Annotated in this window: 9 protein-coding genes; 1 reads left to right on the top strand and 8 read right to left on the bottom strand. The window is 71.9% G+C overall.

The features are described from left to right. Positions 1-10: 10 nt before the first annotated feature. From APR03_RS18535 to APR03_RS18500, 8 genes are all read right to left on the bottom strand, one after another. On the bottom strand, positions 11-1,063 hold the full coding sequence (locus APR03_RS18535) for a dipeptidase (protein ID WP_253837986.1): 1,053 nt from the start codon (positions 1,061-1,063) through the stop codon (positions 11-13). Between the two features lie 79 nt (positions 1,064-1,142). Then, on the bottom strand, positions 1,143-4,202 hold the full coding sequence (locus tag APR03_RS18530; RefSeq protein ID WP_253837985.1) for a S8 family serine peptidase: 3,060 nt from the start codon (positions 4,200-4,202) through the stop codon (positions 1,143-1,145). 130 nt (positions 4,203-4,332) lie between these two features. Beyond that, entirely contained in the window at positions 4,333-4,695 is a 363-nt protein-coding gene (locus tag APR03_RS18525) for an RNA-binding S4 domain-containing protein (protein ID WP_253837979.1), read from the bottom strand. A gap of 26 nt (positions 4,696-4,721) precedes the next feature. Beyond that, positions 4,722-6,284 carry a glycoside hydrolase family 43 protein gene (locus APR03_RS18520; RefSeq protein ID WP_253837977.1) on the bottom strand — a complete coding sequence of 521 codons (1,563 nt, stop codon included), beginning with the start codon at positions 6,282-6,284 and terminating at the stop codon, positions 4,722-4,724. Then, positions 6,281-8,707, bottom strand: coding sequence for a beta-xylosidase/alpha-l-arabinosidase (locus APR03_RS18515; protein ID WP_253837975.1), 2,427 nt, complete (start codon positions 8,705-8,707; stop codon positions 6,281-6,283). Before APR03_RS18515 ends, APR03_RS18520 begins: the two co-directional genes overlap by 4 nt. 89 nt (positions 8,708-8,796) lie before the next feature. Beyond that, entirely contained in the window at positions 8,797-9,672 is an 876-nt protein-coding gene (locus APR03_RS18510) for a carbohydrate ABC transporter permease (protein ID WP_253837974.1), read from the bottom strand. Next, a complete protein-coding gene (locus APR03_RS18505; protein ID WP_253837971.1) occupies positions 9,672-10,694 on the bottom strand; it encodes a carbohydrate ABC transporter permease in 1,023 nt (340 codons plus the stop codon). Before APR03_RS18505 ends, APR03_RS18510 begins: the two co-directional genes overlap by 1 nt. 8 nt (positions 10,695-10,702) lie before the next feature. Next, positions 10,703-11,989, bottom strand: a complete 1,287-nt coding sequence (locus APR03_RS18500) for an extracellular solute-binding protein (RefSeq protein WP_253837969.1) — start codon at positions 11,987-11,989, stop codon at positions 10,703-10,705. A 180-nt stretch (positions 11,990-12,169) separates the two neighbouring features. Between APR03_RS18500 and APR03_RS18495 the strand changes: the two genes are divergently transcribed. Beyond that, a complete protein-coding gene (locus tag APR03_RS18495; RefSeq protein WP_253837967.1) occupies positions 12,170-13,279 on the top strand; it encodes a LacI family DNA-binding transcriptional regulator in 1,110 nt (369 codons plus the stop codon). Positions 13,280-13,302 lie beyond the last annotated feature (23 nt).

Here is a 13,302-nt window from a genome sequence, read left to right as displayed (position 1 = left end):
GAGGCCGCGCTCAGGCGGCCGCCACCGCCTCGGCGTCGCGCAGCACCCGCAGGATGTTGCCGCTGGTCAGCTTGCCGAGGTCGGCGTCGGACCAGCCGTTGTCCGCGAGCGCCGCGAGCAGCCGGGGGTAGCCCGTCACGTCCTCGAGGCCCTCGGGCAGGGTGGGCGTGCCGTCGTAGTCACCGCCGAGGCCCACGTGGTCGACGCCGGCGACCTCGCGGACGTGCTCGACGTGCGCGACGACCTCCGCGAGGGTGCTGCGCGGCTGCGGCCCGTCCTCGCCCGCGTCGCGCCAGGCCGCGACGGCGGGCGAGACGAACTGCGGCACGAAGGTGACCATGCAGACGCCGCCGTTGGTGGCGAGGGTGCCCAGCACGTCGTCCGGCACGTTGCGGGGCACGTCGCAGACGGCGCGGGCGCTGGAGTGGCTGAAGATCGCCGGGGCGGCGGTGACGCGCAGCGCGTGCCGCATGGTGCCGGGCGAGGTGTGCGAGAGGTCGACGAGCATGCCGATCCGGTTCATCTCCCGTACGACGTCCTCGCCGAACGGGGAGAGCCCGCCGAGCACCTCGTCGTCGGTGGCGGAGTCGGCCCAGGGCGTGTTGTCGTTGTGCGTGAGCGTCATGTAGCGCACGCCGAGCGCGTGGAGCATGCGCAGCGCGGGGAGGGAGCCGTCGATGGAGTGGCCGCCCTCGGCGCCCATGAGGGAGGCGATGCGTCCCTCGCTCCAGGCTTGTTCGACGTCGGCGGCGGTGCGGGCGAGGCGCAGCGTGTCCGGGTAGCGCTCGACGAGGCGGTGCACGCAGTCGATCTGCTCGAGCGTGGCGGTGACGGCGGCCCCGCCCTGGAGGGTGGAGGGCACGTAGACGGACCAGAACTGGGCGCCCACGCCGCCGTCGCGCAGGCGGGGCAGGTCGGTGTGGGTGGTGGTGAGCCGCTGGGCGACGTCGAGCTTCTCGAGGTCGTAGGCGACCTGCTCGCGCAGCTCCCACGGGAGGTCGTTGTGCCCGTCCCAGACGGGGTGCTTCTCGAGGAGTGCGGCGATGCGGTCGGCGGTCGTCATGCGGCTGACGCTACCGCCCGCACCACGTGTCGGACGTGCAGGTCCCTCGGGGGACCTGTACGTCCGACACGTCAGGGGGTCAGCTGACGCGGTACCAGCGGCAGCCGCCGGTCTCGAAGCCCTTGGCGGTCGAGGGCATCGTGATCGTGGTGGGCTCGTCCACCATGCGCTGGCTCACCAGGTGGGCACGGCTCTCCAGGCCCGTGAACTCCTTGATGAAGGCGTAGTAGCACATCTCGCCCGCCGCCACCGGACCGGAGGTCACGTAGGTGCCGCGCTCGAGCTGGTCGCCCAGGATGTACACCCCGTCGGCCGGCACGGTCGTGCGCGGGGTGACCATGCCCGGGTAGTGCCGCACCCAGGTGCCGCAGTCCACCGACCGGAACGAGTCGTCGGTCGACTTCGCGGTGGCGATGCGCTGACCGGAGCCGATGTCACCGCCCAGCACGTTCTCCGCCGCGCTCACGCGCTCCCAGATGCAGTCGTTGCTCCCGGCCTGCGCCACGTACGTGGCCGCGGGCACGCTGTCGGCACCCACGTACCACCAGCCGGCGGGCATGGTGTCGTACGGCCGGTACACGGTGACGGCGTCGCTGCTGGTGTCGGTGGTCGCGCGGCCGGAGGCGCGGCCGGTCACCACCACGGTGATCTTCTTGCCGAGGTGCGCGCCCGCGATCTTGTAGGTGGTGCCGGTGGCGCCCGCGATCGGCCGCCCGTTCGAGTACCACTGGTAGGTGCGGTACGCGCCGGGCCGCCACGTGCCGGGGTTGACCCGCAGCGTCGAGCCCACGCGGGTGATCCCGGTGATCTTCGGCTTCGGGATCGAGGTGAACCGGGCGCCGATGGTGCGGCCGGTCGAGGCCACCGTCTTGGTGGTGTACCCGGTGCCCTTGCGGGTCACGGACACCGAGATCGCCCGGCCCTTCCACGAGGACGGGATCCGGTAGGAGCTCTTCGTGGCACCCGAGATCGCCCTGCCGTCGACCATCCACCGGTACGTAGTGGTCGCGGCCGAGGGCAGCGACGGCGGTGCGACGATCTTCACCGTCGCGCCCGGCGCGGGCGACCCGACGACGCGGGGCCGGCCCTGCGTGTACACGCCGTAGCCGACAGTCTTGGCGGCGCTCGTGCGGGTCGCGCCGTCGTACCCGCGGCGGGTACCGGTGACGGTCACCGTGAGCTTCTTGCCGCGGTCGGACGGCCGGGGCGTGAAGGTGAACGCCGTGGCCCCCGAGATCGCGGCGCCGTTGACCTTCCACTGGTAGGTGAACCGGGTGCCCGAGGTCCACGAGTTCGACAGCGCGCGCAGCGAGCTGCCCACGCGCACGGTGCCGCTGATGCTCGGGTTGGTCGCCTTGATCGCGGTCTTCTGGACGACGGCGGTCGGCGCGCTGGTCACGGGCGCGGGCAGGTAGCCGTCGGCGGTGCCGGTCACGGTGACGGTCAGCACGGTGCCCGCGTCCCGGCCGGTCGGGGTGTAGGTGCTCCCCGTCGCGCCGGAGATCATGGTGCCGGGCACGCCGTCGGCGGGGTTGCTGTCGCGGCGCCACTGGTAGGCGAACGTCGCGGCGGGGGTCCAGGCCGGCACCGTGGCGGTGAGCGCGGTGCCCACCTTGGCGGTGCCGGAGATCGCCGGGGCAGGCGTCTCGGTGAACGACTGCGACTGCGCGAGCTGGTACGCGGCGAGCACGTCGAGCTTGCCCTCGCCCCACACGTTGTTGTCGTCGGCCGTGCCGCCGCACGCCGTGTTGTTCACGTCGTGCGCCGCGCCGTCGAGGATCGCGCGGGTGCGCTGCACATCACCGAGGAGGGACGGCACCGCGTCCCACAGCAGCGCGACCGCGCCCGACACGTGCGGCGCGGCCATCGACGTGCCGGACCACTGCTCGTACCCACCGCCCGGGACGGCCGACAGGACGTTGACGCCCGGCGCGGAGATGTCCGGCTTCACGACGCCCTTCTGCCCGGGCCCGCGCGACGAGAAGGCGGCGATGCTGCCGGCCGACGAGTAGGCACCGACCGAGTAGGACGCCTGGCGCGCGCCCGGGCTGCCGGACGACTCGCAGCCGAACTCGCCGTCGTTCCCGTTGGACCACGTGCTGAAGATGCCCGCCGCCTCCCAGGCGGCGATGACGTCCTCCATGAACGGGTCGTCGGTCCGCGACATGCCCCACGAGTTGTTGACGACGTGCGGGCGACGGGCCGGGTCCGCCCCGGTCCCGTCCGTGCGGGTCGGCGCGAGGAGCCACTGGCCGGACGCCACGAGCCACGAGTCCCGGCAGGCGTCGGCGCAGCCGTTGGCGGCGATCCACTGCGCACCCGGGGCGACGCCGATGTTCGTCGATCCGTTGTCGGTGCCGACCATGGTGCCCATGGTGTGGGTGCCGTGGCCGTGGTCGTCGCGCGGGGTGGACGAGCCGGCGCGCGCGGCGTCGAACCAGTTGTAGCTGTTGCTGCCCGTCGCGGTGCCGCGGTACTGCGCGGACAGGGCCGGGTGGCTGCGGCTCACGCCGGTGTCCAGGCCGGCGACGACGATGCCCTCGCCGGTGAACCCGAGGTCCCACATGTCGTCCGCGTTGATGGACCGGATGCCGTAGGTCGACGTCTCGGCGGCCGACGGGGCCACGGCCGACGTGCTCTCGGGCTCCTCGACGGAGTGCTGCGTCGTCGGCAGCACCTCGGCGACCTGGACGTCGGCAGCGAGCTCGGTCGCCTGCTCGAGCGTGCCGTCCTCAACCAGGATCGCGTTGGTGGCCCAGTACGACGTGTACTCGGTGCCCGACTCCTCGAGCGCAGCGATCGCGCGCGCCTGGGACGACTCGGCCGCCTCGGTGAGCGTGTCGACCACGTACCGGCCGCGCTCGGACCAGACGGTGATGCTGTCGGCCGCGGACAGGTCGGGCTCCTCGGCGAACCGCAGCCAGTAGTCGGTGGTGCCGCGCGCGTCGAAGACCTTCGCGGCGGCCGAGGAGATCTTGTCCGCCGGGTCGGCGGAGCCGGTCCCGGCCGCGTTGCCGGGGTGTGCCTCGGGGGTGGGGACGGGCTCCGGGGCGGCGACGGCCGTGGCCGGTACCGCGAGGAGCGCCAGGACGGTGGCCGAGGCCAGGGTTCTGGGGAGACGTCGGGTGCGTGGGTGCATGAGTACTCCAGGCTGGGGCGCCCGGGGTGCCGGGCGCGCTGGACCTGCGCTGCGCAGGGGATATGCGGTGAACGTAGCGCCCCGAGTCAGGCAAACTGCCGAAAGTGCCGAGAAATCACCCGGTGTTTTCTCAGCCGTCCCGCCGGCCGCGCAGGCGGTCGATCTCGCGCCGCTCCCGCTTGGTCGGCCGCCCGGTCCCCCGGTCGCGCAGGCCGACCGCCTCCCGCTCCACGCGCGTGGGCAGCGCGGGGCTGTGGTCGAGGTAGGCCGTGGCCGCGATCGGCGCACCCACGCGCTTGGGCAGCAGCTCGACCACCTCGATCACGCGGTCCCGCAGCGGGTCGCGCCAGGTCACCCGGTCACCCACCGCCACGGACGACGACGGCTTGGCCACCTTGTCGTTGATCCGCACCCGGCCGCCGCGGCACAGCTCGGCGGCGACGGACCTGCTCTTGGTCAGCCGCACGGCCCACAACCAGACGTCGATCCGCACGACGCCATCCTGCCATCACGCCGCCGTCAGACGGAGGGCTCGTACACGAGCCGGTCCACCGTGGCGACCGACCCGGTCGGTACGCCGTTGCTCGTGGCGAGCACGCCGATCCACAGGCCCAGGAAACCGCCCGCCGAGACGCTGTCCAGCGTGCGCCCGTCGACGACGGCGACGAGCTCCGGCGGGTCGTCACCGGTGGCCACCAGCAGGCCGTACTCCTGCCCGCGGGCCCGCACCGCCAGGGTCACCGGGCCGGTCCCCCGCGGGAGCGGTCGCTCACCGAGCACGCTGTCGGCCCCGGACCTGCGGTGCACGGCACGGACCCGGCGCCCGCCGGGCTCGTCGGCACCCGCCACGACCAGGAGCACGTGGTCCTTCTCGGACTGGCGCACCGCCAGGCCCGCCTGCTCGTGCGGGCCGGCCGGGTCGAACCGCAGCGTGGCACGCACCGTGACGTCCTGGTGCTGCTGGCGGACGCCCAGGAACGCGGGCGTCGCGGCGTCCGTGAGGTTCTCCGGGCGCAGGCGCAGCAGCCAGCCGTCACCGTGCGGCTCGGCGAAGTCGGCGGGGCCGCGCAGGCCGGTCCAGCGCAGGTCGCCGGGGAGCACGGGCCCCGCCGGCGGCCAGGTCGTCCCGGCCTCGCGCTCCGGCAGACCGTCCGGCACCTCCACCACCGCCGGCACGCGGCCCTGCCCGGGCGCGAAGACGGGCCACCCGTCCTCCCACGTCACCGGCACCAGGAACGTCTCCCGGCCCAGGTTGTAGTGGTAACCGCCGTAGGGCCGCATGGCCAGCAGCACGGCCCACCAGGCGCCGTCCGCGGTCTGCACCAGGTCGGCGTGACCCACGCCGACGACGTCCACGTCCCGCCCCAGGTGCCGGTGGGTCAGCACAGGGTTGCCCTTGCTGCCCACGTACGGGCCGGTCACCGTGTCGGCGCGGGCCACGGAGACCGCGTGGTGGAAGTCGGTGCCGCCCTCCGCAGCGAGCAGGTAGTACCGGCCGTCCACGCGGTACAGGTGCGGTCCCTCGGCCCACACCGCGCCCAGCACGGCGCCCCGCCAGATCACGTGCTCGGGTCCGGTCAGCCGCATGGTCGCCGGGTCGAGCTCGCGCAGCCAGACCTCGGTCTGGTCGTGCCACTCGGGTTCGCGGGCGAGCCGGGTGCCGTGCAGCCAGACGCGGCCGTCGTCGTCGAAGAACAGCGACGGGTCGATGCCGTCCTCGTCGAGCCAGACCGGGTCGGACCACGGGCCTGCCGGGTCGGTCGCGGTGATCACGAAGTTGCCGCCGCGCGAGCTGTCCTGCTGGTCCACCAGCGTGCAGACCAGCCAGAACACCCCGTCGTGATGCCGCAGCGTCGGCGCGTACAGTCCGCCTGACGACGCGATGCCCCGCATGTCGAGCTGCCCCGGCCGGTCGAGCGCGTGCCCGATCTGCTCCCAGTGGGCCAGGTCCCGGCTGTGGAACACCGGCAGGCCCGGGAAGTACTCGAACGTCGACGTGACGAGGTAGTGGTCCGCCCCGACCCGACAGATCGTCGGGTCGGGGTAGCACCCCGGCAGGATCGGGTTGTGGACCAGCGTCACCGCGCGACCGTCACGCCGACCCACCGCGCGTCCGCCGTCGTGACCTCGTGCGTCGCGCCCGTGATGGCGACGAGCTGCCGGGCCGTGGGCTCCAGGGCGGCGGCCTCGGGCGAGTCGTTGGGCTCGTCCAGGTCGGCGATTCCTTCCGCCACCACTCTGACAACGCTGTCTGCCGCGTGCGCACCGACCCACACCTCGACGTCGCCCGGTTCGACGACGCGCGTCATGCTCCGGTCGGTGAACGCGAACCGCGTCGTCGGGACCTCGAACGTGAGGGTCGCCGACTCCCCGGGCTCCAGCGCCACGCGGTGGTACCCGAGCAGCTGCGCCACGGGACGCGCCACCGAGCCCACGACGTCGTGCCCGTAGAGCTGCACGACGTCGGAACCCGCGACCGCGCCCGTGTTCGTCACGGTGACCACGGCACGGAACGTGCCGCCCGCCTCGACCGAGGGGTCCACCGAGGCGAGCTCGTGCGCGAACGTCGTGTACGACAGACCGAACCCGAAGGGACGCACCGGCGTCGAGTCGGTCGCCGTCACCTCGGACGCCCCGCCGAGGACCGGGTGCAGGTACGAGTACGGCTGCGCCCCCGCCGACCGCGGCAGCGACACCGGCAGACGACCGGACGGGTTCACCCGGCCGGAGATCACCCCGGCCACGGCGGAGCCACCCTCCTCACCGGGGAAGAACGACTGGAGCACGGCTCCGGGCCGGGCGACGCCCGGTGCGCCGTCGAGCGCCCAGTCGATCGCGTAGGGGCGGCCGGTGAGGAGCACCATGACGACGGGCCGACCGGTGGCGAGCACGGCCTCCACCAGCTGGCGCTGTACACCCGGCAGGTCGAGCGACTCGCTGTCGTTGCCCTCGCCCACGGTGCCGCGGCCGAACAGGCCCGCCTGGTCGCCCACGACGACGATCGCGACGTCGGCCGCCTCGGTGGCGGCGACGGCCTCGGCGAACCCGGACGTGTCGTCACCCTCGACGTCGCAGCCGCGCGCGAACGTCAGCTCGGGTGCCGGCAGGCCGGCCCGCTCGAACTCGACGCCCAGGGCCTCGGCCACGGACGGGATCTCGAAGCCCGCAGGCACGCCCGGGTGGTGGGCGAGCACGTGGTTGGCGAACGAGTAGCACCCCATCAGGGCCTCGGACCGGTCGGCGTTGGGCCCGATCACAGCGACCCGGGCCGGCTTGTCGTGCCAGGCGCCCAGCGGCAGCACGCCGTCGTTCGTGAGCAGCACCACCGACTCCTCGGCCAGGCGGCGGGCGACGTCGCGGTGGGCGGGCGAGTCCAGGTCCACCACGGCGGGCGGCTCGTCCTCGTACACCTCCGGGTCGAGCAGACCCAGCTCCTCCTTCTGCCGCAGCGCGCGGAGCACGGCGCGGTCGACCACCTCGATCGGTACCACGCCGTCCTTGACGAGCACCGCGAGCGGTTCGAGGTAGGCGTCCCCGGACGGGAGCTCGATGTCCACCCCGGCCTCCAGGGCGGCGGCAGCGGCCGCGCCCCGGTCGGCGGCGATCGAGTGCATGACGTCGAGGAAGGCGACGCCGAAGTAGTCGGCGACCACCACGCCCTCGAAGCCCCACTGCTCGCGGAGCACGCCGGTGAGGTACTCGGCCGACGAGTGCATCGGCACGCCGTCGACGTCGTTGTAGGAGGCCATGACGGAGCGCACCCCGCCGTCGACGACCGCCATCTCGAACGGCGGCAGGTAGACGTCGGCGATCTCGCGCGGGCCCGCGCTGACCGGGGCGTGGTTGCGCCCCGCCTTGGACCCGGAGTAGGCCACGAAGTGCTTGAGCGTGGCGTGCACGCCGGCGCTCTGCATGCCGCGCACGTACGACGTGCCGACGGTGCCGACCAGGTAGGGGTCCTCACCGATGCACTCGTCGACCCGGCCCCAGCGCGGGTCGCGGACGACGTCGAGCACCGGGGCCAGCCCCTGGTGCACGCCCAGCTCACGCATCGAGTCGCCGATGAGCCGGCCCATCTCCTCGACCAGCCCGGGGTCGAACGACGCTCCCCAGGCGAGCGGCGTCGGGAAGGTGGCCGCCTTCCAGGCCGCCAGACCGGTCAGGACCTCCTCGTGGACCAACGCCGGGATGCCGAGGCGGGTCTCCCGCTTGATCCGGCGTTGCTCGGCCCAGAGCCACGCGGCGCGCTCGGCCGGGTCCACGGGCCGCGTGCCGTACACGCGGGTGTAGTGGCCCAGGCCGTTCCTCGTGATCTCCGGGAGGGTCGTCGAACCCTGGTCAGCGGCCATCTCGCCCTGCATCGGCGCCACGACGTTGCCGCCCTGGTCCAGCCAGTACCCGACGAGTTGTGCGAGCTTCTCCTCGAGGGTCATCTGGGCGTGCAGCTCACGCACGCGCTCCGACACCTCGGGCGTGGCCCGAAGCGCCACCGGCAGCTCCGTCATCGATTTCCTTCCTACCTGCTTCTCCGGCGCGGCGCGCCGGTACGGCCATGTGTGAGTCGTGGCCCGGGCCGGGCCGGGCCACGACGGGATCAGCCCTTGACGGCCCCGGTCAGGCCACCGACGATCCGGCGCTCGAACAACGAGAAGAAGATGAGCGCGGGGATCATCGACAACGAAGTGAAGGCCAGCACCCGCGCGGTGTCGACCGAGTACTGCGAGGCGAACGCCTGCACACCCAGCGGCAGGGTGTACGACATCTCGTCGTTGAGGATGAACAGCGGCAGCATGTACGAGTTCCACGAGGCGACGAACGCCAGGATGCCGACCGTGATGACACCGGGGAGCGACAGCGGCACGACCATCCGGAAGAAGAACCCGATGCGGCTCGCGCCGTCGATGGATGCCGCTTCCTCGATCTCCTTGGGGATGGCACGCAGGAACGGCACCAGGATGATGATCGTGGTCGGCAGCGCGAACGCGATCTGCGGCAGGACGATGCCTCCGATCGTGTTCATCAGACCCAGGTCGCGGATCAGGATGTACAGCGGGGTGATCGCCACCGTCATGGGGAACATGAGGCCCGCCGCGAACAGCGAGTACATGGCCCCGTTGAGCTTGAAGTCGTAGCGCGCCAGCACGAAGCTCACCATGAGCCCGAGGGCCACCACGCCGACGGTGGTCAGGACCCCGGCGACCGCCGAGTTGGCGACCTGACGCCAGAACACGTCGCTCACGAGCACGCTGACGTAGTTGTCGATCACCCACGGGCTGGGCAGGCCCGACGGGCTGTTGGTGATCTGCGCGTTGGTACGGAACCCGCCGAGGATGATGTAGAGCACGGGGGCGATGCAGATGCCGACGAACAGGAACGCGACGACGTAGGTCATCGGGCTCCCCCAGGCGACCTTCGGCGCCCGGCGCAGCGTCTGCGGGGACTTCGTGGGAGCTTCGAGGAGCGTCGCCATCACTTCTTCCTTTCCGTGAGCGCGCCCTCGGTGTCCCGGCGCAGCACGTACCGCTGGTAGACCAGCGCGATGACGAGCGAGATGACGAAGAGCACGACGGCGACGGCGTTGCCGTACCCGAAGTTCCCGGCGAGGCGCCCGTTCAGGACCATGTAGGTCGCCATCGTCGACGTGCCCGCGGTCGCCGAGATGTACTGACCCCAGATGATGTAGACCAGGTCGAACAGCTGGAGCGAGCCGATGATCGACAGGAACGCCCAGATGCGGAGCGTCGGGCCGAGCAGCGGCAGCGTGATGGTCCGCTGGATCTGCCAGTAGGACGCACCGTCGATCGCGGCCGCCTCGGACAGCTCCTCGGGGATGCTCTGCAGGCCCGCGAGGAACAGGATCACGGCGAAGCCGATGTACTTCCAGCTGATGATGATCATCAGCGACCAGAGCGCGATCTTGGGATCGGACAGCCAGTCGACGGCCAGGAACCCGAGGCCGATCCGCTCCAGCAGGTCGTTCACCGCGCCGGCGCTCTGCAGCATCAGGCTCCAGCCGGTACCGACGATGACCTCGGAGATCACGTACGGCACGAAGATCAGGACGCGGATGATCGAGCGCCCGCGGATCTTCTGGTTCAGCAGGAGCGCGAGCGCCACGGCGGCCGGCCCCTGCAGGATCAGGGACAGCACGACGATGTAGCCGTTGTGCAGGAGCGCCTCGTGGAAGGCGGTGTCCTGGAAGATGGTCAGGTAGTTGTCGATCCCGACGAACTCCGTCGGCGGCCCGTAGCCCTTCCACTTGAAGAACCCGTAGTAGGCCGCCATGAAGACGGGAAAGATGACGAACGCGAGGAACACGACGATGGCGGGCGTCGAGAGCACGGTGATCTCGAACGTCTTGCGCCAGTCGGTTCGCTTGCCTCGCCGCGGCCTGGCGGCCGGGGACGACGTCTGCACGCCGCCCCCGGCCACCGTGGGACCCTCAGGCGAGGCCGTCCGGGTTGCTGAGTTCTCGCCCAGGGACTGAGTCATCTGGCTCGTTACTCCATTGCGGCCGCGGCGTTCACGGCGTCGACGATGGTCTGCGGGGTACCGTCGCCGGCCAGCATCTCCACGACGCCGGCGTTGAGCGCGTTGCCCACGTTCTGGCCGTAGAGGGTGTCCAGCCAGACGGACACGTACGGGGCCTCGTTGTAGGCCTCGAGGATGGACTTCAGCGCGGGCTCGGTCACGACGCCCTGCGCCTCCTTGCTGGCGGGCAGCGTCACGAAGGCCTCGGCATAGGCCTCCTGGTGCTCCTTCTGCATGAAGAAGTTCAGGAACTCGGCGCACTCCGGCGGGGCCTCGACGAAGCAGGAGTAGCCGTCGACGCCGCCCATGAACGCGGCCGGGTCGCCCTGGCCGTCACCGGTGTCCGGGAACGGGAACCAGTTGAGGTCCTCGAGCGGCTTCTCGTCGGGGGTCAGACCGGCGATGACGCCCGGGTTCCACGCACCCATGAGCTCCATGGCGGCCTTGTGGTTCGCGATGAGACCGGCCGAGGAGCCGGCGCCCTGCTGGGCCGTCGCGGTGAGGTAGCCCTTCTGGAACGGCTCGGTCTCGGCGAGGGCCTGCAGCTTCTCACCGGCGGCCAGCCAGCACGGGTCGTCGAAGCTGCGGGAGGCGGCAGCCGACTCCAGCGTCTCCTGCGAGCACTCGCGCAGCGCGAAGAAGTAGTACCAGTGCGCGGCGGGCCACGCGTCCTTGCCGCCCAGGGCGATCGGCGAGATGTCCGCCGCCTTGAGGTCCGCCACGGCGTCGTCGAGCTCGTCGATGGTGGTGGGCGTCTCGGTGATGCCGGCCTCGTCGAAGAGGTCCTGGCTGTAGAAGATGCCGCCCGGGAGCACCGCGGTCGGCATGCCGTAGATCTTGCCGTCGACCGTGAAGGCGTCGAAGCCCGCGCCGACGTTCTCCTTGGTGGCCTCGTCGACGGTGTCGGTGAGGTCCATGATCTGCCCGGCCTCGACGACGTCGGCCAGCTTGCCGCCGCCGCGCGCCATGAAGATGTCCGGTGCGTCGCCCGAGTTCAGGGCGGTCTGCAGCTTGCCGTCCATGTCCTCGTTCTGGATGGACTGCACCTCGATCGTCACACCGGGGTTGGCCTCCTCGAAGGCGGCGACCGTGTCCTCCCAGTACGCCTTGCCCGGCCCGGTGGTGGAGTTGTGCCAGAAGGTCATGGTGACGTCGCCGCCATCCCCTCCTTCGCTGCCGCCGGAACAGCCCGCGGCCAGCAGGGCAACGGTGGCACCCAGGGCGATCGCGCCCGCGGCCCGCGTCTTCCTCATCATTGTGGAACCCCTTGTAGGTCGTCATCGACGGTCGGCAGGAGCCTGCCGGGTGACGGACCAGGAGTCCGTCACATCAGGAGAGTGACAGGATGGTCATGGTCAAGTCAAACGGTTTCGATATCGATTTCGAAACAGATCGGCTGACGGCCGTCCCGGTTGCCCGGATGTACTGTCTCTTCCGTGCACAGTGGTACGAGCTCACCCGGGTCCACCGCCGGACCGGGTGACGGCGTGACGGGCGGCCCCGAGATCCCGGAGGCGCCCACCGCGCAGGCGGGCGCGACCGGCCGCGCCACCATCACCGACGTCGCGCGCGTCGCGGGCGTGTCCGTGGCCACGGTGTCCAAGGTGGTCAACGGCCGGTACGGCGTCGCGGCCGCCACCGCCGAGCGCGTGCTCGGCGTCGTCGCCGAGCTCGGCTACGAGTCGTCGCTCGTGGCGCGCAGCCTGCGCCGCCGGCAGACCAACGTGATCGGCGTGCTGGTGGCCGAGTTCGAGCCGTTCAGCACCGAGCTGCTCAAGGGCATCTCGGCGGCGATCAACGGCACCGGCTACGAGCTGCTCGCCTACTGCGGCGACGCGGGGCGCACCGACCACGTGGGCTGGGAGCGCCGCTCGCTGTCCCGGCTGGCGGGCACCCTGATCGACGGCGTCGTCATCGTCACCCCCACGCTCGCCCTCCCGGAGCACGACGGCGTGCCCGTCGTCGCCATCGACCCGCACACCGGGCCCACCGGCCCCGCCACCGTCGACTCCGACAACCTCGGCGGCGCCCGGATGGCCACGGAGCACCTCATCGGCCTGGGCCACACGCGCATCGGCTACCTGGGCGGGCGCGCCGACCTGGAGTCGGCCCGCCTGCGCGAGCTCGGCTTCCGGGAGGCGATGGAGGCCGCGGGCCTCACGCCCGACCCGAGCCTCGTGCTGGAGGGCGGGTACCGGCCGGACCGGTCCGACCGTCCGACCCACGACCTGCTGGAACGCCCCGACCGGCCCACCGCCGTCTTCGCCGCGAACGACCTGTCGGCGATCCACGTGATCCAGGTGGCCCAGGAGCTCGGCCTGCGCGTCCCGGAGGACCTCTCGGTCATCGGCTTCGACGACGTCCCGGAGGCCGCCGCCTCCACGCCGCCGCTGACCACCATCGCGCAGTCGCTGCACGAGATGGGCGCCGAGGCGCTGCGCATGGTCCTGTCCATGCTGGAGTCCGACGAGCGGGCCGGCCGGCACACCCGCCTGCCCACCCGGCTCGTCGAGCGCGCGAGCACGGCCCCGCCGGCCGCGCCGTAATTCTCTCGCCGCCCGACGGCGGA

Source organism: Promicromonospora thailandica (genome assembly GCF_024171955.1).
Taxonomy (GTDB): domain Bacteria; phylum Actinomycetota; class Actinomycetes; order Actinomycetales; family Cellulomonadaceae; genus Promicromonospora; species Promicromonospora thailandica.
This window is presented reverse-complemented; position numbering and strand designations above follow the sequence as displayed.

Excerpts from the sequence above, each read along its gene's own strand:
- APR03_RS18535 (WP_253837986.1), bottom strand. The coding sequence starts at position 1,063 with ATGACGACCGCCGACCGCATCGCCGCACTCCTCGAGAAGCACCCCGTC.
- APR03_RS18530 (WP_253837985.1), bottom strand. The coding sequence starts at position 4,202 with ATGCACCCACGCACCCGACGTCTCCCCAGAACCCTGGCCTCGGCCACC.
- APR03_RS18515 (WP_253837975.1), bottom strand. The coding sequence starts at position 8,707 with ATGACGGAGCTGCCGGTGGCGCTTCGGGCCACGCCCGAGGTGTCGGAG.
- APR03_RS18510 (WP_253837974.1), bottom strand. The coding sequence starts at position 9,672 with ATGGCGACGCTCCTCGAAGCTCCCACGAAGTCCCCGCAGACGCTGCGC.
- APR03_RS18505 (WP_253837971.1), bottom strand. The coding sequence starts at position 10,694 with ATGACTCAGTCCCTGGGCGAGAACTCAGCAACCCGGACGGCCTCGCCT.
- APR03_RS18500 (WP_253837969.1), bottom strand. The coding sequence starts at position 11,989 with ATGATGAGGAAGACGCGGGCCGCGGGCGCGATCGCCCTGGGTGCCACC.